The following is a 19,915-nucleotide window of genomic DNA, read 5'->3' on the forward strand; positions in this document are numbered from 1 at the left end:
GTCCTCACCGGACGCGGCCGTAGGATGCGTGGAATAGGTGCGGCAGGCGGCTGGATCGGAGCAGCAGACCATCGTGAGCAGCGAGAACTCTTCGGACGACGCACAGCGGGTATGGGACGTCGTCGTGGTCGGCGCGGGGCCCGCGGGTGCCTCGGCCGCCTATGCGGCGGCGGTCGCGGGGCGCCGCGTCCTGGTGCTGGAGAAAGCGGAGTTGCCCCGCTACAAAACGTGCGGGGGCGGCATCATCGGACCCACCCGCGACGCGCTGCCGCCCGGTTTCGAGCTGCCGTTCCGGGACCGGGTGCACGCGGTGACGTTCTCGCTCGACGGCAGGTTCACGCGCACGCGTCGCTCCAAGCAGATGCTCTTCGGGCTCATCAACCGGCCCGAGTTCGACCAGCAACTCGTCGAGCACGCGCAGAAGGCGGGCGCCGAACTGCGTACGGGCGTCACGGTCGCGCGGGTCGAGCAGCACGGCTCGGCCGTCCCCGACCGGCGCACGGTGGCCGTCGTCCTCCAGGACGGCGAGACGGTGCTGGCCCGGTCCGTGGTCGGCGCGGACGGCAGCGCCAGCCGGATAGGGGCACACGTCGGGGTGAAGCTCGATCAGGTCGACCTCGGCCTTGAGGCGGAGATCCCGGTGCCGGACACGGTCGCGGAGGACTGGAAGGGGCGGGTCCTCATCGACTGGGGTCCCCTTCCCGGCAGCTACGGATGGGTGTTCCCCAAGGGCGACACGCTCACCGTCGGAGTGATCTCGGCGCGCGGTGAAGGCGCCGCCACCAAGCGGTACTTGGAGGACTTCATCGCCCGGCTGGGTCTCGCCGGGTTCGAGCCGAGCATCTCGTCCGGGCATCTGACGCGCTGCCGCGCCGACGACTCACCGCTGTCGCGGGGGCGGGTGCTGGTGTGCGGGGACGCGGCGGGGCTCCTGGAGCCGTGGACCCGCGAGGGCATCTCCTTCGCGCTGCGCTCGGGGCGGCTCGCGGGGGAGTGGGCCGTGCGGATCGCGGAGGCGCACGACGCGGTGGACGCGCGACGGCAGGCGCTGAACTACGCCTTCGCGATCAAGGCGGGTCTCGGCGTCGAGATGAGCGTCGGCAAGCGCCTGCTCACGATCTTCCAGCGGCGGCCCGGTATGTTCCACGCCGCGCTCACCGGTTTCCGGCCCGCCTGGAAGGCGTTCGCGGGCATCGCCCGCGGATCCACCTCGCTGGGCGAGATCGTGCGGACGCATCCGATGGCCGGGCGCGCTCTGACCGCGCTCGACCGGTGACGGCCCGAGCGCGGTGCGAAGGACCTGCGGGACGGACCTGAGGGGCCTGAGCGATCCAGGGGATCCGGGGGGTCCGGGGGATCCGGGGGATCCGGGGGGTCCGGGGGATCCGAGGGATCCGGGGGATCCGAACGAGACTGGCGGCTTCGGTTCAGCCCGCGGCGAAGGGCTTCACGCCGCGCGGCGAAGGGTCTGAGGCACGCCGAGGGTCTCGGCTCAGCTCTTGACGGTGATCCGGAAGACCGGGTGGTCGGGGGCGATGCGCCGCAGCTCCTCGTTGGACGAGTCGGGGCCGACGCCGTTGAAGAACACGCCGACCTCGGCCTTCCAGCGCTTGAGGTAGGCGCGCAGCAGCGGGACCTTGTCGTTGTCGGCGACCTCGACCGCGGTGAACGTGTCCACCTTCTTGCCGAGATGCAGCTCGCCGCCGCCCGCGGCCCGCATGTTGTGCGTCCACTGGACGTGGCCGCGCGGCGCGACCAGGTACTGCAGGCCGTCCACGGTCAGGAGGTTGACGGGGGTGGTGCGCCACTCGCCGCTCTTGCGGCCGCGGACGGCCAGGACCCGGGAGCCCCAGACGCTGAAACCGCGGCGGGTCAGCCAGGCCACGGTCCGGTTGAGGACGTTCACGGTGAACCAGCCGGGCTTCTTCACATGCGTGGACGTGGCCATGGTGACTTCCTCCTGGAAGCGGAAAGTGTGAGCACTGCTCTCGCTTGCGAGCAGTGTGCACGAGATCGGTGATCCAAAGCAAGAGCAGTGCTCTCGATTGAGTGCGGCGCTCATATTTGTGTGCGCCGCTCTTGTTTGTGTGCACTGCTCTGAAAACGTGGGACACTGCCTCGCATGAGTACCGCACGAGGAGCCCGCGCCCGAGCCCGGATCGAGGTCACCGCGGCCATCAAGGACGAGGCACGCAGGCAGCTCGCCGAGGAAGGCGCGGCCAAGCTCTCCCTGCGGGCCGTGGCCCGCGAGCTCGGCATGGTCTCCTCGGCGTTGTACCGCTACTTCCCCAGCCGCGACGACCTGCTGACCGCGCTCATCATCGACGCCTACGATTCGCTCGGCGCCTCCGCCGAGGCGGCGCACGCCAAGGTGGCCGACGCCCGCCCGATCCGCCGCTGGACCGTGGTGTGCGAGGCGGTACGCGAGTGGGCGCTTGCGCACCCGCACGAGTACGCGCTGATCTACGGCTCGCCCGTGCCCGGCTACACCGCACCCGACACCACCCTGCCGGCGGCGTCCCGCGTCGGGCTGCTCCTCATCGCCATCGTCCGCGACGCGCACCAGGGCGCAGGCGTCGCCCTTCCTCCGCTGCCCGCCGAACTCGGGCCCGAAGCGAAGAAGTTGGCCCAGGAGCTGGCCCCGGACCTGCCGCCCGCGGTGATCACCGCGCTCGTCGCAGCCTGGGCGCAGCTCTACGGGCTTGTCGGCTTCGAGCTGTTCGGACAGTTCAACCGCATGGTCGCGGACCGCGCGACGTTCTTCCGGCACGCCGCCGCCCAACTCGGCCATGGCGTGGGCCTCGTGCTCCCTCAGGACACCGGCACGGGCGGCACGAGCGGCCGGGGCAGCAGATCGGGATCCTGACGGAGCATCCGCGCGTGCAGTGACCGCAGCGGTGGCCCCGGGTCCGCGCCCAGCGCCTCGGCGAGCCGCTGCCGTGCGGCCTCGTAGGCGGTCAGCGCGTCCGAGGAGCGGCCCGTCCGGTACAGCGCGAGCATCAGCAGCTCCACGAGCCGTTCCCGCAGCGGGTGCGCGGCGACCAGCCTGACCAGCTCATGGACGTACCCGAAGGACCTGCCGAGTTCGATCGCGCCGGCCAGCCGGGCCTCCAGCACCGTGAGCCGCTTCTCGGCCCAGCGCAGCCGTTCCGCCGCCAGGTAGGGCGCCCGCAGGCCCTCCGCGAACTCGCCGCGCCACAACTCCTCGGCCCGCTCGACCAGTTCACCGGCGCGCCGCAAGTCACCCGCGTCGCGCGCGGCGAGCGCCTCGTCCACCCACCGCCGCCGTTCCCGAAGGTCGTCGGCGTCTGCGCCGGTGAGCCGGTAGCCGCTGCCCGTCCACACCAACTCCGCGGCGCCGCCCAGGGATCGGCGCAGCCCGGAGACGTACTTCTGCACGAGGTTGCGCACATACAGCGGCGGGGAGCCTCCCCACACGGCCTCGACCAGGGCGTCGTACGAGATCGGGCGCCCCTCCTGGAGGAGCAGTACGGCGAGTACGGCGCGCTGCTTCGGCGGGCCGAGCGGCACCTCGACTCCGTCGCGCAACGCCCTGAGCGGGCCGAGCAGTTCGAAGCGCAGGCCGTCGCGCGCTCGTCCTCGTCCGCCTCGAAGGCAGTGCCACCGAAGCGCGCGAACAACTCGCCACCCTCTCACCGCGGTTGACGCGCACGACCGACGAACTCACCGTCCAGGCCGGCGGTCAGGAGGAGATCTCACGCCAGGTCGGCGAACAGGCCCGCACCGACTTCCTGCGCGCCGGACTCTTCGCACTGCCCGCCGTCCTGCTCCTCCTCTTCCTGGTCTACCGGCGCACCACGGCCGCCCTGCTGACCGTCGCGGTCGGTGTGATGTCCGTACTCGGCACACTCGCCGGGCTGCGGGCGATCGCACAGTTCACCGAGGTGTCGACGTTCGCGGCGAACCTCGCCCTCGTCCTGGGCCTCGGACTCGGCATCGACTACGGCCTGTTCGTGATCAGCCGCTACCGCGAGGAACGAGCGGCCGCCCGCCCGCAGCCCGACGCCGTCGTGCGGGCGACCGCGGTCGCCGGGCGCACGGTGGTGTTCAGCGGAATGACGGTGGCGGTGTCGCTGTGCGCGCTGCTGGTGTTCCCGTTCTTCTTCCTCAGCTCGTTCGCGTACGCGGGTGTCCTGGTCGTGGTGACCGCGGTGGCCGGAGCGGTGGTCTTCCTGCCCGCGGCCCTGGCTCGCTGGGGCCACCGGGTCGAACGGCCCGCCGCACGCACGTCCGGCTTCTGGCACCGCACGGCACTCGCCGCGATGCGCCGCCCGCTGCTCGCCGGTGCCGGAGTGCTCACCGTGCTGTTCCTCGCCGCCTCGCCCCTCCCGGGGCTGCGCTTCGGACTCCCAGACGAGCGGACCCTCCCCGAAGGGACGTCTTCGCGGACCACCTCCGAGATCGTGCACGAGGAATTCCCTGCCGAGCCGACCGACACCATTCAGGTCGTCCTCACGAAACCGCCAACGACCACCAGTGCCACAACCACGGCCGCCACGCGCGCCTACGCAGCTGAACTCTCCTCGATCCCGGGCGTGTTCCAGGTCGACGCACCCTCCGGCACCTACCGCGACGGGCAGCGGACCGGTGCGCCGGAGGAGCGCTCGGCTTCACGCCGACCGGTTCCATCGAGCCGAGCATCCCGGTGCTGATGTTCTGCGTGGCGTACGGCCTCTCGATGGACTACGAGGTGTTCCTGCTGTCCCGTATCAAGGAGGAACACGACCGCACCGGTGACACCGGAATCGCGGTCGCCGAGGGCATCCGGCGCAGCGCCCCGCTGATCACGGCGGCGGCCGGCATCCTCGCGCTCTCCTTCCTGTCGTACGCCACCGGAGGCGTCGTCTTCCTGAAGGAGCTCGGCATCGGTACGGCCCTGACGATCCTTGTCGACGCGACCCTCATCCGGGTGGTCCTGCTGCCGGTGACGATGCGACTCGCGGGGCGCGCGAACTGGTGGGCGCCGAAGCCGCTGCGCCGCTTCCGGATCAGGGAAGCCACCGAGCCCGAGCCGGAGCGGGTACTCCGCGGGGAGTACGTGTGATCACCACGCTCGGCTGACGTCTCCGGCGGTCCGCGGCGTCTAGCGTGGCAGGCATGGAAGAGCAGTGCACACGCCGGTGGGGTGGACCCCCCTGGGCCGGGGGCGGCCCGCCGCGGGGCCGGTGGCCCGGGCCCCCGTGGTGGAACCGCCGCGACGAGGAGGAAGAGGGCGGCGGCCGTCCGCGTTGGCCGTGGCGTTCGACGCTGCTCCTCACCGTGTTCGTCCTCGCCGGCAGCAACTTCGCCGCGCAGGAACAGCCCGATCGGGAACAGCTCGGCGTCCTCGCGCTCCTGCTCCTCTTCGGGGGCGCCGCTCTGCTCCTGTGGCGGCAGCGGTATCCCGTGGCGGTGGTGTTCGGCACCGCGGCCACGGCCCTCGTCTACTTCAGCGCCGGATATCCGTACGGGCCGATTTTTCTGACGGTCGCGCTCTCCTGCTTCAGCGCGATCGTCGCCGGGTACCGCTGGGCGGCCTGGACCGCGCTCGGCACACTGTGGGTGGTCCATCTCCTGGTGGGGCACTGGCTCTACCGCTGGCTGCCGCCGAAGGGGGACCCGGTCTCCTCGTGGGGCGAGGAGGTCGCCATCGCCGCCTGGATGATCGCCATCCTCGCGGTCTCCGAACTCGCCCGCGTACGCCGTGAACAGTGGGACCGCGACCGGGCGGAACGCCGGCAGGCGGCCAAGCGGCGCGCCGACGAGGAGCGGCTGCGGATCGCCCGGGAACTGCACGACGTCCTGGCGCACAGCATCTCCGTCATCAACGTCCAGGCGGGTGTCGGCCTCGCGCTGCTCGACTCCGACCCGGAACAGGCACGTACCGCGCTCACCACCATCAAGGCCGCGAGCAAGGAGGCACTGGGGGAGGTGCGCCAGGTGCTCGACACGCTCCGTACGCCCGGAGACGCGCCGCGCGCGCCGGCCCCTGGCCTCGACCGGCTCCCCGAGCTCGTCGAGCAGGCGGCGGGCGCCGGACTGACGGTCGCCATCGAGACCCGGGGCGAGCGCAGGGCCCTGCCGCCCGGCGCCGACCTCGCCGCCTTCCGCGTCATCCAGGAGGCGCTGACCAATGTCGTACGGCACTCCGGATCGCGGCACGCACGCGTGCGGGTCGATTACGCGCGCGACGCGTTGACGCTCCGTATCGACGACGACGGACCCGCGACCGGCGAGGACGCGGGCGGCAGCGGCAACGGGCTGGCCGGAATGCGGGAGCGGGCCGCGGCCCTGGGTGGCACGATCGAGGCGGGCCCGCGCGAGGACGGCGGCTTCCGGGTCCTGGCCCTCCTGCCGCTCAGGAACACGCGTGGGCCGTCAGGCGCGCAGGCCGGGGCGTCCGGCGGGCCCGAGGAATCCCTCAAGCTCAAGGAGGACCGGTGATCCGCGTACTGCTCGCCGACGACCAGGCACTCGTCCGCGCAGGCTTCAAGGCACTCCTTGACGCCCAGCCGGACATCGAGGTGGCCGGAGAGGCCTCCGACGGCGAGCAGGCGCTGCGCGCGGTGCGCGAACTGCGGCCCGACGTCGTCCTGATGGACATCCGCATGCCCCTGCTCGACGGCCTCGCCGCGACCCGTCGTATCACCGACGCCCCGGACCTCGAGGACGTCAAGGTGGTCATGCTCACCACCTTCGAGCTGGACGAGTACGTCTTCGAGGCCATCCGCTCCGGAGCGTCCGGCTTCCTCGTCAAGGACACCGAACCGGAGGAACTCCTGCGCGCGGTGCGGGCGGTGGTCGAGGGCGATGCACTGCTCTCACCGGGCGTGACCCGTCGGCTGATCGCCGAGTTCGCGGCCCGCTCGAAGGAGCCCGCGGCCGCCGGAGCGCTCGCCGAACTCACCGAGCGGGAGCGGGAGGTGATGGCGCTGGTCGGCATCGGACTGTCGAACGACGAGATCGCGCGCCGACTCGTCGTCAGCCCGCTCACCGCCAAGACCCACGTCAGCCGGACCATGGTGAAGCTGGGCGCCCGCGACCGGGCCCAACTGGTCGTGCTCGCCTACGAGTCGGGGCTCGTGCGGCCGGGCTGGCTGGGCTGAGGCGCCTGCCGGAAACGGATCAGCACACTCACCACCCGGAAGACGAAGAGCACGGCCGCGACCGAGGTACCGGTGGCGAGCTGGACCTTCTCGACGGTGACCGGCAGTTCGAAGAGCAGTGCGGGACCGGCCAGCGCCCCGAACACCACCGCCGCGGCGAACGCGGCACTGAACAACGCGTATCCGATCTCGACGGTCATCGCGTCCCGTGCGGACTGAGTCCGCCGCCCCCTGTTCTGTTCCATACGCGGAGTGTCACAGGGGTACGCCCGGCGAGGCAAGGGAGCCCGCCGGGCGTACGTCGTCGTGAGGGAGGGGGTCGGTCGTGGTGACAGCCGCCGGGTCAGTCGTGGGTCGCCATCCGCTCGTCCATCCGCTCGTCCACTCGCTTGTCCTCCTGCTCCCGCTCGTTCTCCCGCCCGTCCTCGGACTTGGCGACCAGGATCGTCGTCTGCGGCGTACGCTGCCCGCGCAGCCCGGTGGCCGTGATGAGCAGGCCCAACACGCCGATCGCGGTGACGACGGCCAGACCGGGGCGGTAGCTGTCGAGGACCGCCTGGGGCGAGGAACTGTCGGAGGAGTTCGCGGTCACGACGGCCGTCACGATCGCGAGGAAGATCGCGCCGCCCACCTGCACCGAGGTGTTGAGCAGACCCGAGACCATGCCCTGCTCGTGGTCGTCCACGCCGTTGGTGGCCTGGATGTTGAGTGAGGGGAAGACCAGCGCGCAGGCCGCGCCGATGAGCAGCATCGACGGCAGGATCACCGCCGCGTACACGGGGTCCAGGTCGACCCGCAGGAACAGCGCGTAGCCGACGACCATCAGGGCGAAGCCGGCCACGAGCAGCCGCGGCGTCCCGAACCGGTCGACGAGCGCGCCCATTTTCGTCGAGGACAGCGCCACCAGTACGCCCGCGGGCAGGAAGGCGAGCGCGGTGTGCAGCGCCGACCAGCCGAGCAGCGACTGCATATAGAGCGTGACCAGGAACTGGAAGCTGACGTACGAGCCGAAGAACGCCATCGCCCCCAACTGTGCCCGGATCTGGTTGCCGGAGCGCAGTACGCCGAGCCGGATCAGCGGGCTCGGGCTGCGCAGTTCGACGCGTACGAACACCGCCAGCAGGACGGCCACCGCGAGGAACGACAGCAGCGTACGGGCCGTGGCCCAGCCCACCTCGGGTGCCTGGACGACGGTGAAGACGAGCAGCAGCATCGAGACGGTGCCGATGATGGCGCCCGGTATGTCGTAGCCGTGGTGGGTGCGGTCGCGCTCGCTGCGCGGGATGAGCTTCAGACCGGCGACCAGGGCGATGACCGCGATGGGCGCGGGCAGCAGCATCGTCAGCCGCCAGCTCGCCTCGGTGAGCAGCCCGGACAGGACGAGGCCCATCGAGAAACCGGTCGCGGCACAGGTGACGTAGATGGAGAGCGCGCGGTTGCGCAGCGGGCCCTCCGGGAACGTCGTGGTGATGATCGACAGGCCCGCGGGAGCGGTGAACGCGGCGCTCAGGCCCTTGATGAACCGGCTCGCGATGAGCAGCGGGCCCGAGTCGACGAGTCCGCCGAGCAGCGAGGCGAGCGCGAAGACGCCGAGCGCCACCAGGAAGACCTGGCGGCGGCCGAGGAGGTCGGCGGTGCGTCCGCCGAGGAGCAACAGGCCGCCGTAGCCGAGGATGTAGCCGCTGACGATCCACTGCAGGGTCGAGGTGGAGAGGTCTAGTTCGGAACCGATGGACGGCAGCGCGACGCCGACCATCGACACGTCCAGCGCGTCCAGGAACATCGCGGCGCAGAGCACCACGAGGGTGCCCCACAGGCGAGGCGTCCAGCTTCCCTGGGACGCGGAGGTGGTGAGCGGAGAGGTCATGCGCCACACGGTACATGCACATGCATTCAATGCAACCGCATTTAATGTAGATGCAACAAAGTCGGTTTTTTGCTAAAGTGCGGGCCATGGCGGCTGTCGAGAAGGCCGAGCAGGGCCTCGTGGACCAGTGGCGCGACATCCTCGCGGTGCATGCGCGCACGTTGTGCGAACTCGACCGTGCCCTTCACCAACACGGCCTGGGCGCAAGCGACTTCGAGGTCCTCGACGTGCTGGCCGCGACCACGCCGGACGGCGACGGCGGCCTCTCGTATCGCGTCCAGGAGATCGCCGAGCGGGTGCATCTGAGCCAGAGCGCGCTGTCCCGCCTGATCGGCCGCCTGGAGAAGGACGGCCTCGTGGAGCGGTGCATGTGCCCGGAGGACCGGCGCGGTGTACGGGTCGCCCTCACGCCGAAGGGGCGCGGGCTGCACGGCGAGGTGCTGCCGGTCCAGCGCGCGGTGCTGGGGCGGATGTTGGCGGGTGGCTCCGCCGGGTGAACGGCGTCCCCGGGGCCGGGGCCGGGGATGGTCCGGGCCGGTGAGTGGCCGGTCCGGCGTGCCGCCCGTCCGCTGTTGTCGGCTGTCGCTCAGCTTCAGGTGACCCCGGACTTCTCCCGCCACAGTGTCGCGATCGACGAGTCTCCCGTCACGCTCGGGAACGGGCGGCGGTTCCACAGCGCCAGGTAGAGCTGAGCGGCCGGCCCCGCGAACTCGCAGTCAGCGTCGGCCACTTCGGCGCGCTCACCGGCCGGGGGCGCGGGCGACAGCCGTACGCTCCACACGGTGTCCGAGTCCGACGCCCGCACCCTCAGGACGCGCGGCTCGTCCGTCCGTACCCCGCTCCTGCCGCGGGCGTGGAAACCGAGCAGCAGTTCGTCGATGCCGTCGACCGCGAAGTCGACGGGGATCGCGCTCGGGGCACCGCCGCGCGCGGACTCCGCGTCGACCCGGTGCACGGTCGTCTCGTGGGCCTGGCGCCGCGCCCAGAAGGCGAGCGGCGAAGGGGCGGGCAGGAAACTCCAGCACTCCACGTCGGGAGGGGCGGCTGCGAGCGCGTCGACGAGCCTGAGATGCCCGTCCCGGAACCAGGTCAGCAACTCCGGGCCGTCCAGCTCGGGCAGGCCGCCGTCGGGATGGTACGAGGTGTGCCCCTCGGCGATGAACGCCGTGGCCCAGCGGTGGACCATGCCGGTGTGCCGCACCAGGTCCCGCACCTGCCAGTCCGGGCAGGTCGGCACCTTGGCGTCGGTCCCGGCCTCCGCCGCGGCCTCGACCAGCAGCTTGCCTTCCCGGTCCAGGGTTCGAATGAACTCGGCAATCTCCATGTGGGGAGTGTGCCGGATGCCGAACGTGTAGAAGTGCGGCTTCAAGTATTGCTGGCGCGGTGTTGGTGATGTCGTCACGTCGTCACGTGGTGACGTGGTGACGTGGTGACGTGTCCGTGAGCAGGGGCGCAACTGATCAAGGGCGTGGCGATGGGTGCGGTGCGGCAGGTGCTGGACGCCATCGCCCCCCCGCGCCGTACTGCGGCTCGGCGAGGCCGACATGGGCGGTCGCGAGCCTGACGAGGGCGACTGGGAGAACGGGTTCGCCGCGCGCGCCGCCCTGTGGATCCGCCACCTCGCCGACCGGGGTCACACCTGCATCGCCATGGCGCTGCCGGACCACGAGTTCCCGCTGACGAGGCGCGCCTGCGCTTCGCCCGCGAGACCGCGCGGCGGCTGGGACATCCGGCGCCGGCCCCCCTCGTCGTACCGCGGCCGAGGGCGGCCGGCACCGAGGCCGTTCGCGTGTTCCTCGCCGCGCACGACACCGTGACGACGGTCGCCGCCTTCGACGACGACGTGGCGCTGCGCACCCTGACCGCCCTTCAGGACCCCGGCGTCGTCGTACCGATGACGTGGCGGTCATCGGGTACGACGACACCGAGTAAGGCGCCCTGGTCACGCCCGCGCTCACCACGGTCCACCTCGACGCCGAGGCCCGCGGCCGCCGTGAGGCGCGGGCCGTGCGCGGCCGCGACGCCTCGGACATCGCCATCCATGACGCCGGGGCGGGTCGTCGTGCGCGACTCGACGTGATCCGCACGGCGATTCGCACGGCGATTCGCCACCGCTGGGCCCGCGGCGCCCGGGGACGGCCGCTTCCTGGCCCGCTCGTACGCGCGCGCAGCGGCCCGCGTCGTCAGCCCTCGGTCTTCTCGTCGAAGCTCGCGAAGTAGGCGGCGGCCATGTCCTCGTCGGCGTGGCCCTGGGCGGCGGCGCGGGCGAAGCGTTCGGCGCTCGCGGCGGCGACGTCGAGCCGGACGCCGTACCGCTCGCCCGCCTCGACGATCAGCCGGGCGTCCTTGGCGGCGGTGGACACGGCGAAGGAGGCCGGTGACAGCTGGTCGTTGAGGATGATCCCGGCCTTGGCGCGCAGATAGCCCATGTCCAGCGGGCCGCCCGCGATGGTGTCGAAGAAGCTCTGCGGGTCCACGCCCAGGGCCTTGGCCAGGGCCAGGACCTCGCCGGTCGCGTTGGTGGCGGCGAGGACCCAGCTGTTGGCCACGAGCTTGAGGCGGGTCGCGGTGCCCGCCGCGCCGTCCTCGCCGGTCCACACCGTACGGGCTCCGACGGCGTCGAAGACCGGCGTCACGGTTTCCCGTCCGGCGCTCGGGCCGGCGGCCAGGACGAGCAGCTGACCGGCCTCGGCGGGCTGTCGGGTGCCGAGAACGGGCGCGTCGTAGAAGACGAGGCCCTTCTCACGGGCGAAGTCGGCCAGCTCGCCGACGGCCTCGATCCCGGCGGTCGTCGACTGCACCCACGCGGCGCCGGCGCGCAGGGCGGGCGCGGCCTGCCGCATCACGTCCAGCGCGGCGGGGCCGTCGTACAGGATGGTGAGGACGACATCGGCGCCCTCGACCGCCTCCGCCGGGGTGTCGGCGACGTGCGCGCCGTCGGCGGTGAGGGGTTCGGCCTTGTCGCGGCTGCGGTTCCAGGCCCGGACGGTGTGTCCGGCGCGGGCGAGGTTACGGGCCATCGCGGCGCCCATGATCCCGGTGCCCAGGACACTGACGGTGAGCTTGTCGGTCATGACATCAACTTCCTGATCCGTGCGGTGCGTTGGTTACCACTGTGCCGTGATGTGTCGGGAAGGGCACAACCGGGGCTCCTCGCCTCGCGGGTTTCACCCGATGGCGGCGATGGCGGCTCCGGCGGGGCCGCCGAGCCGCTCTCCCGGCTTGCCGTCCTGCTTGCCGCTCTGTTTGTCGTCCTGTTTGTCGTCCTGCTTGGCGTGCGGTGGCGTGGTCGTCAGTCGGCCGTTGCCCGCCGTGTCCCGTATCCGATGACGGCGGCCACCGCGGCCAGCGTCGCCACGCTGGTGAGGGCGGCGGGCAGGGAGTACCAGTCGGCCATGAAGCCGATGGCGGGGGGACCGAGGAGCATGCCGCCGTAGCCGAAGGTGGAGGCGATGGCGACGCCGCTGGGGCCGGCGAGGGCACCGGCCCGTTCGACGGCGATCGGGAAGATGTTGGCGAGGCCGAGCCCGGTGACGGCGAAGCCGAGCAGGGCCGCCCACATGGAGGGGGCGAGCGAGCCGAGAAGCATGCCGACGGCGGCCATGGCGCCGCCCGCGACGACCGTCCGGGTCCGCCCGAGCCGTTCCAGGAGCGTGGTTCCGCCGAGTCGGCCGATCGTCATGGCGAGCGCGAAACACGAGTAGCCCGCCGCCGCGAGGCCCGGGTCGGCGTCCAGGTCCTGCTCCAGGTGCAAGGCGCCCCAGTCGGCCAGGGTCCCTTCGCCGTAGGCGGTGCAGAGGGCGATGAGACCGAAGGTGATGACGAGACCGCGGGTACGGGCGTCCAGGCGGCGTGGCGCGGTCTTCTCCTCTGGTGCGTTCTCGGGCGGTGCCGGGGGCTGGAGGCGCAGCAGGGTACGGCCGGCCACGGCGGTGACGAGCAGGCCGATCACCGTGAGGCCGAGCAGGTGCCGCGTCGGCGACAGCACGCCGGCGACGAGTCCGCCGAGTCCGGCGCCGATCATGCCGCCGAGGCTGAACGCGGCGTGGAAGCTGGGCATGATGGGCCGTTGCAAGGCCCTGACCAGGTCGACCGCCGCGCTGTTGAACGCGACGTTGATTCCGCCGTAGGCCGCGCCGAAGATCAACAGGACGGCGCCGAGGGTGAGTGGCGAGTGGGTGAACGGGGGGAGTGCGACGCTCAGGGACAGGAGTACGGCGCAGACGACGGTGATGCGGTGGTTGCCGTAGCGGTGGCAGAGCCGTCCGGTGAGCATCATCGTGACGACGGCACCGGCGGACACGCCGAGGAGCGCGAGGCCCAGGGTGCTGGCGGAGGCGCCGGTCTGCTCCTTGATGGCGGGGATACGGACGACCCACCCGGCGAAGACGAAGCCGTCGAGGGCGAAGAAGACGGTGAGGGCGATACGGAGCCGGGTGAGGTCGCTGCTGCTGCCCGGCACGGCGTTGTGCGATCGGGTTTTGTTTATGAGCGGCACAAAGTCAGGTTAGGTGGGTGCCGGTGGCTGGGCAAGGGAGCCTTCGTGGCGCTCACCGACGCGGGTCCGGCCGTAGGCCGGGACGTACCCGGCGAGCGCGGGGTTGGCGCCCCCGTAGGGCGAGGCAATTGTCGCGAGAGTCCCAGCGACACGCCGGGTTCACGGCGTGTCGCTGGGACTCACAACCCACTTGCCGGGGATCTGGCGGGATTCGCCGACGGCGTCAGTGCGGTCCCGGGGACTGCCAGGGCTGGGGCACGTCAGCCCGGTCGGCCAGCCCCGATCAGTCAGTCCAGTCAGTCCAGTCAGCCCAGTCGCCTTGCGGCTCGCTGGAGGAGTGTCCGCAACAGGGCCGTCTCTTCGGCGCCGAGGGCGGTCACGATGTGTTCCTGTTCGCGTTCGACCGCTGCCGTCCAGCGGGTCAGCGCTTCGCTGCCCCGCTCGGACACGAAAGCCAGTACCCGCCGTCGGTCCGCGTCGTCCACCCGGCGCAGGACGAGGTTGAGGGACACCATGCGGTCGACGACCTTGGTCAGGGTCGGCGCCGTCAGCAGGGCGAACTCGGCGATCTCGGTCATGGGGCGGCCCACGCCGTCGCCGAGGAACGACAGCACCCGCCACTCCTCAAGCGTCGCCCCCTCCTCTTTGAGGGCCCCGCCGAGCCTTTGGACGACGCTCCGCTCGGCGAGCGTGAGGGCTCGTGCCAGGTCGAGATCGGATACGGCCGCCGCGGTCGTCGTGGTCATCGCCCTGCCCGGTGTCGTCGTGATCGTGGGGGTGTACCGCCGCGGTCGCGGTCGTGCGGGCTTGCACGGCGGACGAGGATCGCGGAGAAGTGGGTTCCACGATACAGTCATTTCCTTATCGCCGTGAAATATTTTCGTAGCAACCAATCGCTAGTGTGAGCGCCTATGATCGAGAAGGCGTCTGTCCGGCTCGGCTCTCCGGCAGGCCGGACCCGTGACGCGTTGGATGTCGCCCTTGTGGTCCCGCTCCAGGGCCCCGCCGGGATCTTCGGCCCGTCCTGCGAGTGCTGCGCCCAGCTCGCGGCCGAGGAGGTCAACGCCGAGTCGGGTGTGCTGGGCAGGGAGCTGCGGCTGGTGCTCGTCGACGGCGGAGCGCCGCCCGAGCAGGTGGCGACGGAGATCGACGCGTTGATCTCCGGTGGTGTCATCGACGCGGTGGCCGGCTGGCACATCTCCGCCGTCCGCGAGGTCGTCGCCCCGCGAATCGACGGCCGCGTGCCGTACGTCTACACCGCCCTCTACGAAGGCGGTGAGCGGTCCCCGGGCGTGTTCCTCACCGGCGAGACCCCGAACCGCCAACTGCGGCCCGCGCTGCGGTGGTTCGCCGGCGAACTGGGCATCCGGCGCTGGACGATCGTCGGCGACGACTACGTCTGGCCCCGCTCCTCCGCCCGTGCCGCCCATCGCTACCTGCGCGAACTCGGCGGCGAGGTCTGCGACGAGATGTACGTGCCCCTCGGCACCGAGGACTTCGGCCCGGTCCTGGCCCGGGTCGCGGCCAGTGGGTGCGAGGCCGTCCTCATGCTGCTGATCGGTGACGACGCCGTGCTCTTCAACCGCGCGTTCACCGCGGCCGGGCTCGACCGCGACCACATCCGGTTCAGCTCGCTGATCGAGGAGAACGTTCTGCTGGCGACCGGGCCGGAGAACACCCGGGGCCTGATGACCTCGGCCGGCTACTTCGAGGACCTGCCGACCGCGTCCGGCCTCGACTTCGCCGCCGTCTACGGACGCCGGTTCGGGCCCCGGGCGCCGGTGCTCAACAGCCTCGGCGAGTCCTGCTACGAGGGCGTCCGTATGCTCACCGAGCTGCTGCGCAGGGCCGGAGACGTGGACGTGCCCCGGATCCAGGCGGCCGCCGAGGGGCTGGAGTACGAGACCCCGCGCGGCACGGTCCAGATACGGGACCGTCATCTCCATCAGCGTGTGTTCCTCGCCGCGGCCGACGGACTGCAGTGGGACGTGCTCCAGCAGCTGCCGTAGCCGGCTTCTGGTCGAGAGACCCCTTTTACCTGCATGTAACACGCCTACCTCTGGTCAATTGCTTCGGTTGGAAATACTTTTTTCTCGAAGCTTTTGGAGGTTGATTGTCCATGGCCACCTACCAGTACCGCTGCACGAACTGCGGAGCCTTCGACGTGATCCGTCCGATCGGCCGCGCCCTCCCCGAAGAGCCCTGCGCCGCATGCGGCGACCAGGCCCGCCGGGTCTTCACCGCCCCGCTGCTCAGCCGCACCCCGGCTCCGCTGGCCCGCGCCCTGCACGCCCAGGAGGCCAGCGCCCACGAACCGCGCGTCGTCACCGGGGTGCCTCCCATCCGCCGCCGGCCGACCCCGGCCGCCGATCCCCGGCACGCCCAACTACCCAAACCCTGAGCCCAGTTGTTCGGCCCCGAGCCCCATTGCCACACCCCTGACACGAAAGGCCGCCCCATGCCCGATGTCGTCTTCAGCGTCGACCAGGCCATGTCCATGCGCGATCAGAAGGTCCCCGGCCACAACCGCTGGCACCCCGACATCCCGCCCGCCGTCACGGTGAAGCCGGGCACCGACCTCCGTATCGAGTGCCGGGACTGGACCGACAACCAGATCGGCAACAACGACTCGGCCAACGACGTCCGCGATGTCGACCTCACCCACGCCCACATGCTCAGCGGCCCCATAGCGGTCGAGGGAGCAGAACCCGGCGACCTCCTCGTCGTCGACATCCTCGACCTGGGACCCGTGCCGCAGTCGGTGGGCGAGGGCTCCGGGCAGGGCTGGGGCTATACCGGCGTCTTCGCCAAGAACAACGGTGGCGGCTTCCTCACCGACCGTTTTCCCGACTCGTACAAGGCGGTCTGGGACTTCCACGGCCAGCAGGCCACCTCGCGTCACATCCCCGGCGTCCGCTACACCGGCATCACCCACCCCGGTCTCTTCGGTACCGCACCCTCCGCCGAGCTGCTGGCTCGCTGGAACGCTCGCGAGCAGGCCCTCATCGACACCGACCCGCACCGGGTGCCCGCGCTCGCCCTGCCCCCGCTCGCCGACAACGCGCTGGCCGGGACGGCGACCGGCGAGGCAGCCGCCCGCATCGCCGCCGAGGGCGCCCGCACGGTCCCGGCCCGGGAGAACGGCGGCAACCACGACATCAAGAACTTCACCCGCGGCTCACGGGTCTTCTACCCCGTCCTCGTCCCGGGCGCCCTGCTCTCCGGCGGCGACCTGCACTTCAGCCAGGGCGACGGCGAGATCACCTTCTGCGGCGCCATCGAAATGGGCGGCTTCATCGACCTGCACGTCGACCTGATCAAGGGCGGCATGGAGAAGTACGGCGTCACGACCAACCCGATCTTCATGCCCGGCAACGTCGCACCGCAGTACACGGAGTTCATCTCGTTCGTCGGCATCTCCGTCGACCACGAAACCGACACCAACCACTACCTCGACGCGACGATGGCCTACCGCAACGCCTGCCTCAACGCCGTCGACTACCTCACGACCTTCGGCTACAGCGGCGAGCAGGCCTACCTCCTGCTCGGTTCCGCCCCGATCGAAGGCCGGATCAGCGGCGTCGTCGACATCCCGAACGCGTGCAGCACCCTCTACCTCCCCACGGCGATCTTCGACTTCGACATCCGGCCGACGGCCGAAGGACCGAGGAAAGCCGATCGCGGTCAGTGCGCCGTCACGTCCTGAGGGTTCCGAAATAACCCTGAAGGTTTATAAATCACCTGAAAGTTCTGAAAGGCAAGACCATGAGCGACCATCTCACCTTCCAACTGGGCGACTTCACCACCCAGGGCGGCGCCACGCTGCGCGGCGCACACCTCGCCTACACGACGTACGGCGAACTCAACGCGGACAAGTCCAACGCGATCGTGTACCCCACCTGGTACTCCGGTCGGCACTGGGACAACGAGTGGCTCATCGGCTCCGGCATGGCCCTCGACCCGGAGCGGTACTTCATCATCGTCCCGAACATGCTCGGCAACGGTCTGTCCACCTCGTCGAGCAACACCCCGCCGCCGTACGACCGCGCCCGCTTCCCGGACATCACGGTGTACGACCAGATCGAAGCTCAGCACCGCCTGGTGACCGAGGAGTTCGGCATCGAGCGGCTCGCGCTGGTGACCGGCTGGTCGATGGGCGCGGGGCAGACCTACCAGTGGGCCGTCAGCCACCCGGAGATGGTCGAGCGGATCGCCCCCTTCTGCGGCTCCCCGCGTACCAGCTTCCACAACAAGGTCTTCCTGGAGGGCGTCAAGGCCGCGCTGACCGCCGACGCGGTGTACAACGGCGGCTGGTACGACGAGAAGTGGCCGACCACCGGACTGCGGGCGCTCGCCCGGGTGTACGCGGGCTGGGGCTTCTCGCAGGCCTTCTACTGGGAGAAGGAGTACGAGAAGCTCGGCTACACCTCCCTCGAAGACTTCCTCGTCGGCTTCTGGGAGGGCTTCTTCCTCGACGGCCGGGACCCCAACAACCTGCTCACCATGCTCTGGACCTGGCAGAACGGCGACGTCGGGCTCACCCCCGGCTTCGACGGGGACACGGAGGCGGCACTGAGCTCCATCAAGGCGACCACGCTCGACATGCCCGCCGAGAAGGACCTCTACTTCCCGCCGGAGGACGAGGCCTGGGCCGTCAGCCACATACCCGGCGCCGAAGTCCGCGTGATCCCCGGCATCTGGGGCCACTTCGCCGGACACGGCAGCAACCCCGAGGACACCGAGTTCATCGACACGGGCCTGAAGGAACTGCTGGCCAAGCCGGGCGGGTTGGCGTAGCCATGACCAACGGAAGCGCAAGACGTACAGGATCCGTAAGGCGTACTGGAGCCGCAGGATCCACAGGACGCGCGGGACGGATCAGGCTGCCGCACGAGGTCAGTGCCTCGATCGTCGCCTTCGCCACCGTTTTCCTGCTGATGAGCCCGCTCAAGATGCCGACTTGGGCGATCTTCATCACCTGGGCCGGCACATTCCTTCAGGGCGGTCCGAGCCGCTCCCACGCGACCGCGATGGTCACCGCCACGACCACGGGGGCGGGGTTCGGGGCCGTGGCCGTGCTCCTCAACCGGGAGACAGGCACGATGTTCGGCACCGGCGCCTTCGCCCAGGCCCTCGCCCTGGCCGTGGTGATCTTCGTCGTCAACGGCACACTGCTGGCGACCGGCCGACTGAAGCCGTTCGCGCTCATCCCGGGCATGTTCTTCGGTTTCGCGTCGCTCTTCGCCACGTATTTCGGCGGTTTCGGCTACGACGCCGGTCATCTCGGCGCCGCCTTTGTCAGCGCGGCCGCGATGTGTGCCCTCGGCCCGCTCTGCGCCACCCTCGGACTACGGCTGATGTTCGCCCCACCGGCCCGCGGATCAGCGGATCCGATCCCAGTCCGACAGGAATGACGTGAGGGTGCGCATGTAGTCCTCCCGGTCCTCCCACATCGCCATGTGTGCGCTGTTCGGGAATTCGACCCTCTCGGTGAAAGGGAGATGCTGTTCCAGCGTGTCCGTGGAGTCCACGGCGAACTCGTCGTAGCGCCCGCGAGTCAGCAGAACGGGCTTCCTGATCCGGGGCAACTGTGAAGTGCGGTCCCAGGAAGAGAGGTTGCCGGTCATCACGAACTCGTTCGGCCCGTTCATCGTGGCGTACACCTGGTTGCCGTCGACATTCGCGGCGCTGCGCAGCAGGGCTTCGGGGTACGGGTCCAGACGGCAGAAGTAGTTCGCGTAGAAGACGTTCACCGCGTCCAGATATTCGGGCGCGGTGTAGTCGCCCTTCGCCTCGTATTCGTCCAGGACGCGCTGCACATCGGCCGGGAGGAGCGTGCGCAGATACCGGGTGCCCGCGACGAACTGCGGCGCGCTGGACGAGGTGCTGGCCAGTACGACGGCGCCCACCTCGCGGGGCCGGCGCAGCAGGTACTCGATGGCGAGCCAGCCGCCCCACGAGTGTCCGTACAGGTGAAAGTGGTGCAAGTTGAGCGCGCGCCTGACCGCCTCCAACTCGGCGACGAACCGGTCGATCCGCCAGAGTGCGGTGTTGTCCGGCTTCTCCGAGCGTCCGCAGCCGAGTTGGTCGTAGAACACGACCGGCCGGTCGGTGGCCAGGTCACCGAGGGACTCGAGGTAGTCGTGACCCGCCCCCGGTCCGCCGTGGAGCACGAGCAGCGCCGGACGCCGTCCACTGCCGACGACGTTCACCCAGACCCGGCCGCCGGGGACATCGACGTACCGCTCGCCGGGCCGGAGCCCGGACGCGCCACCGGAATGGGCCATGGCCGGAGTGGCCGTGGACACAAGGCCGCCGACCGCCAAGGCGCCGGATGTCTTGAGAACGTTGCGACGGTTGATCATCGTCATGGACTCTCTGCTCTCATGTTCGGCCCGCCGCATGGATGGACGGTTGCCAGCGTCCCCGAGGTGTCCAACTAAC

21 protein-coding genes and 1 pseudogene are annotated in these 19,915 nt (G+C 70.6%); 12 read left to right on the forward strand and 10 right to left on the reverse strand.

Annotated elements, in window-relative coordinates:
- Positions 1 to 73 precede the first annotated feature (73 nt).
- Positions 74 to 1,276 (forward strand): geranylgeranyl reductase family protein, encoded by a 1,203-nt coding sequence (locus OHA11_RS42980; RefSeq protein ID WP_266506303.1) that lies wholly within the window; start codon positions 74 to 76, stop codon positions 1,274 to 1,276.
- A 216-nt stretch (positions 1,277 to 1,492) separates the two neighbouring features.
- Here the strand turns inward: OHA11_RS42980 and OHA11_RS42985 are convergent, their stop codons facing one another.
- A complete protein-coding gene (locus tag OHA11_RS42985) occupies positions 1,493 to 1,948 on the reverse strand; it encodes a nitroreductase family deazaflavin-dependent oxidoreductase (RefSeq protein ID WP_266506304.1) in 456 nt (151 codons plus the stop codon).
- Positions 1,949 to 2,122: 174 nt separating this feature from the next.
- On the opposite strand from OHA11_RS42985, the gene OHA11_RS42990 reads away from it, so the two are divergent.
- Entirely contained in the window at positions 2,123 to 2,866 is a 744-nt protein-coding gene (locus OHA11_RS42990) for a TetR/AcrR family transcriptional regulator (RefSeq protein WP_266506305.1), read from the forward strand.
- Here OHA11_RS42990 and OHA11_RS42995 read toward each other — a convergent pair.
- A complete protein-coding gene (locus OHA11_RS42995) occupies positions 2,812 to 3,549 on the reverse strand; it encodes an AfsR/SARP family transcriptional regulator (protein WP_266506307.1) in 738 nt (245 codons plus the stop codon). The genes OHA11_RS42990 and OHA11_RS42995 overlap by 55 nt on opposite strands.
- Before the next feature lie 92 nt (positions 3,550 to 3,641).
- Between OHA11_RS42995 and OHA11_RS43000 the strand changes: the two are divergent.
- The 4 genes and pseudogenes from OHA11_RS43000 to OHA11_RS43015 form a co-directional block, all read left to right on the forward strand.
- A pseudogene (locus OHA11_RS43000) lies at positions 3,642 to 4,673 on the forward strand (MMPL family transporter); the annotation flags it as partial.
- On the forward strand, positions 4,673 to 5,065 hold the full coding sequence (locus OHA11_RS43005; RefSeq protein ID WP_266506309.1) for an MMPL family transporter: 393 nt from the start codon (positions 4,673 to 4,675) through the stop codon (positions 5,063 to 5,065). The pseudogene OHA11_RS43000 and the gene OHA11_RS43005, both read left to right, overlap by 1 nt.
- A 53-nt stretch (positions 5,066 to 5,118) precedes the next feature.
- Positions 5,119 to 6,444: a sensor histidine kinase gene (locus OHA11_RS43010; RefSeq protein ID WP_266506311.1), complete on the forward strand. Its 1,326-nt coding sequence runs from the start codon at positions 5,119 to 5,121 to the stop codon at positions 6,442 to 6,444.
- Positions 6,441 to 7,106 carry a response regulator transcription factor gene (locus OHA11_RS43015; RefSeq protein ID WP_266506313.1) on the forward strand — a complete coding sequence of 222 codons (666 nt, stop codon included), beginning with the start codon at positions 6,441 to 6,443 and terminating at the stop codon, positions 7,104 to 7,106. The genes OHA11_RS43010 and OHA11_RS43015 overlap by 4 nt, the downstream gene beginning before the upstream one ends.
- On the opposite strand, the gene OHA11_RS43020 is transcribed toward OHA11_RS43015, so the two are convergent.
- Together OHA11_RS43020 and OHA11_RS43025 are read right to left on the reverse strand one after the other, a co-directional pair.
- Positions 7,067 to 7,351 carry a DUF6332 family protein gene (locus OHA11_RS43020; RefSeq protein WP_266506314.1) on the reverse strand — a complete coding sequence of 95 codons (285 nt, stop codon included), beginning with the start codon at positions 7,349 to 7,351 and terminating at the stop codon, positions 7,067 to 7,069. The two genes, OHA11_RS43015 and OHA11_RS43020, sit on opposite strands and share 40 nt — an antisense overlap.
- Before the next feature lie 98 nt (positions 7,352 to 7,449).
- A complete protein-coding gene (locus tag OHA11_RS43025; RefSeq protein WP_266506316.1) occupies positions 7,450 to 8,973 on the reverse strand; it encodes an MFS transporter in 1,524 nt (507 codons plus the stop codon).
- Positions 8,974 to 9,059: 86 nt separating this feature from the next.
- Between OHA11_RS43025 and OHA11_RS43030 the strand changes: the two genes are divergently transcribed.
- A complete protein-coding gene (locus OHA11_RS43030; protein WP_266506317.1) occupies positions 9,060 to 9,470 on the forward strand; it encodes a MarR family winged helix-turn-helix transcriptional regulator in 411 nt (136 codons plus the stop codon).
- Between the two features lie 95 nt (positions 9,471 to 9,565).
- On the opposite strand, the gene OHA11_RS43035 is transcribed toward OHA11_RS43030, so the two are convergent.
- The 5 genes from OHA11_RS43035 to OHA11_RS43055 form a co-directional block, all read right to left on the reverse strand.
- Entirely contained in the window at positions 9,566 to 10,297 is a 732-nt protein-coding gene (locus tag OHA11_RS43035; RefSeq protein ID WP_266506319.1) for a maleylpyruvate isomerase family mycothiol-dependent enzyme, read from the reverse strand.
- Positions 10,298 to 10,842: 545 nt separating this feature from the next.
- Positions 10,843 to 11,016, reverse strand: coding sequence for a hypothetical protein (locus tag OHA11_RS43040; protein ID WP_266506321.1), 174 nt, complete (start codon positions 11,014 to 11,016; stop codon positions 10,843 to 10,845).
- Positions 11,017 to 11,156: 140 nt separating this feature from the next.
- Positions 11,157 to 12,047, reverse strand: coding sequence for an NAD(P)-dependent oxidoreductase (locus OHA11_RS43045; protein ID WP_266506323.1), 891 nt, complete (start codon positions 12,045 to 12,047; stop codon positions 11,157 to 11,159).
- A 218-nt stretch (positions 12,048 to 12,265) separates the two neighbouring features.
- Complete coding sequence (locus OHA11_RS43050; protein WP_266507829.1) at positions 12,266 to 13,435, reverse strand: MFS transporter; 1,170 nt, start codon at positions 13,433 to 13,435, stop codon at positions 12,266 to 12,268.
- Positions 13,436 to 13,776: 341 nt separating this feature from the next.
- A complete protein-coding gene (locus OHA11_RS43055) occupies positions 13,777 to 14,217 on the reverse strand; it encodes a MarR family winged helix-turn-helix transcriptional regulator (RefSeq protein ID WP_266506324.1) in 441 nt (146 codons plus the stop codon).
- A gap of 165 nt (positions 14,218 to 14,382) precedes the next feature.
- Between OHA11_RS43055 and OHA11_RS43060 the strand changes: the two genes are divergently transcribed.
- The 5 genes from OHA11_RS43060 (at position 14,383) to OHA11_RS43080 (ending at position 18,885) form a co-directional block, all read left to right on the forward strand.
- The gene (locus OHA11_RS43060; protein ID WP_266506325.1) at positions 14,383 to 15,480 is read left to right on the forward strand and encodes a substrate-binding domain-containing protein; all 1,098 of its coding nucleotides are present in this window, start codon (positions 14,383 to 14,385) and stop codon (positions 15,478 to 15,480) included.
- Between the two features lie 110 nt (positions 15,481 to 15,590).
- Complete coding sequence (locus tag OHA11_RS43065; RefSeq protein WP_266506327.1) at positions 15,591 to 15,872, forward strand: FmdB family zinc ribbon protein; 282 nt, start codon at positions 15,591 to 15,593, stop codon at positions 15,870 to 15,872.
- 57 nt (positions 15,873 to 15,929) lie between these two features.
- Positions 15,930 to 17,177, forward strand: coding sequence for a formamidase (fmdA, locus tag OHA11_RS43070; protein WP_266506329.1), 1,248 nt, complete (start codon positions 15,930 to 15,932; stop codon positions 17,175 to 17,177).
- 59 nt (positions 17,178 to 17,236) lie between these two features.
- On the forward strand, positions 17,237 to 18,268 hold the full coding sequence (locus tag OHA11_RS43075; RefSeq protein WP_266506330.1) for an alpha/beta fold hydrolase: 1,032 nt from the start codon (positions 17,237 to 17,239) through the stop codon (positions 18,266 to 18,268).
- A 2-nt stretch (positions 18,269 to 18,270) separates the two neighbouring features.
- Positions 18,271 to 18,885 carry a DUF1097 domain-containing protein gene (locus tag OHA11_RS43080; protein WP_266506331.1) on the forward strand — a complete coding sequence of 205 codons (615 nt, stop codon included), beginning with the start codon at positions 18,271 to 18,273 and terminating at the stop codon, positions 18,883 to 18,885.
- On the opposite strand, the gene OHA11_RS43085 is transcribed toward OHA11_RS43080, so the two are convergent.
- Positions 18,853 to 19,842: a proline iminopeptidase-family hydrolase gene (locus OHA11_RS43085; RefSeq protein ID WP_266506332.1), complete on the reverse strand. Its 990-nt coding sequence runs from the start codon at positions 19,840 to 19,842 to the stop codon at positions 18,853 to 18,855. The genes OHA11_RS43080 and OHA11_RS43085 overlap by 33 nt on opposite strands.
- Positions 19,843 to 19,915 lie beyond the last annotated feature (73 nt).

The organism is Streptomyces sp. NBC_00878, from assembly GCF_026341515.1.
Lineage (GTDB): Bacteria > Actinomycetota > Actinomycetes > Streptomycetales > Streptomycetaceae > Streptomyces.

Excerpts from the sequence above, each read along its gene's own strand:
- OHA11_RS42985 (WP_266506304.1), bottom strand. The coding sequence starts at position 1,948 with ATGGCCACGTCCACGCATGTGAAGAAGCCCGGCTGGTTCACCGTGAAC.
- OHA11_RS42990 (WP_266506305.1), top strand. The coding sequence starts at position 2,123 with ATGAGTACCGCACGAGGAGCCCGCGCCCGAGCCCGGATCGAGGTCACC.
- OHA11_RS43005 (WP_266506309.1), top strand. The coding sequence starts at position 4,673 with ATGTTCTGCGTGGCGTACGGCCTCTCGATGGACTACGAGGTGTTCCTG.
- OHA11_RS43010 (WP_266506311.1), top strand. The coding sequence starts at position 5,119 with ATGGAAGAGCAGTGCACACGCCGGTGGGGTGGACCCCCCTGGGCCGGG.
- OHA11_RS43020 (WP_266506314.1), bottom strand. The coding sequence starts at position 7,351 with ATGGAACAGAACAGGGGGCGGCGGACTCAGTCCGCACGGGACGCGATG.
- OHA11_RS43025 (WP_266506316.1), bottom strand. The coding sequence starts at position 8,973 with ATGACCTCTCCGCTCACCACCTCCGCGTCCCAGGGAAGCTGGACGCCT.
- OHA11_RS43030 (WP_266506317.1), top strand. The coding sequence starts at position 9,060 with ATGGCGGCTGTCGAGAAGGCCGAGCAGGGCCTCGTGGACCAGTGGCGC.
- OHA11_RS43035 (WP_266506319.1), bottom strand. The coding sequence starts at position 10,297 with ATGGAGATTGCCGAGTTCATTCGAACCCTGGACCGGGAAGGCAAGCTG.
- OHA11_RS43040 (WP_266506321.1), bottom strand. The coding sequence starts at position 11,016 with ATGGATGGCGATGTCCGAGGCGTCGCGGCCGCGCACGGCCCGCGCCTC.
- OHA11_RS43045 (WP_266506323.1), bottom strand. The coding sequence starts at position 12,047 with ATGACCGACAAGCTCACCGTCAGTGTCCTGGGCACCGGGATCATGGGC.
- OHA11_RS43055 (WP_266506324.1), bottom strand. The coding sequence starts at position 14,217 with ATGACCACGACGACCGCGGCGGCCGTATCCGATCTCGACCTGGCACGA.
- OHA11_RS43060 (WP_266506325.1), top strand. The coding sequence starts at position 14,383 with ATGATCGAGAAGGCGTCTGTCCGGCTCGGCTCTCCGGCAGGCCGGACC.
- OHA11_RS43065 (WP_266506327.1), top strand. The coding sequence starts at position 15,591 with ATGGCCACCTACCAGTACCGCTGCACGAACTGCGGAGCCTTCGACGTG.
- fmdA (WP_266506329.1), top strand. The coding sequence starts at position 15,930 with ATGCCCGATGTCGTCTTCAGCGTCGACCAGGCCATGTCCATGCGCGAT.
- OHA11_RS43075 (WP_266506330.1), top strand. The coding sequence starts at position 17,237 with ATGAGCGACCATCTCACCTTCCAACTGGGCGACTTCACCACCCAGGGC.
- OHA11_RS43080 (WP_266506331.1), top strand. The coding sequence starts at position 18,271 with ATGACCAACGGAAGCGCAAGACGTACAGGATCCGTAAGGCGTACTGGA.
- OHA11_RS43085 (WP_266506332.1), bottom strand. The coding sequence starts at position 19,842 with ATGACGATGATCAACCGTCGCAACGTTCTCAAGACATCCGGCGCCTTG.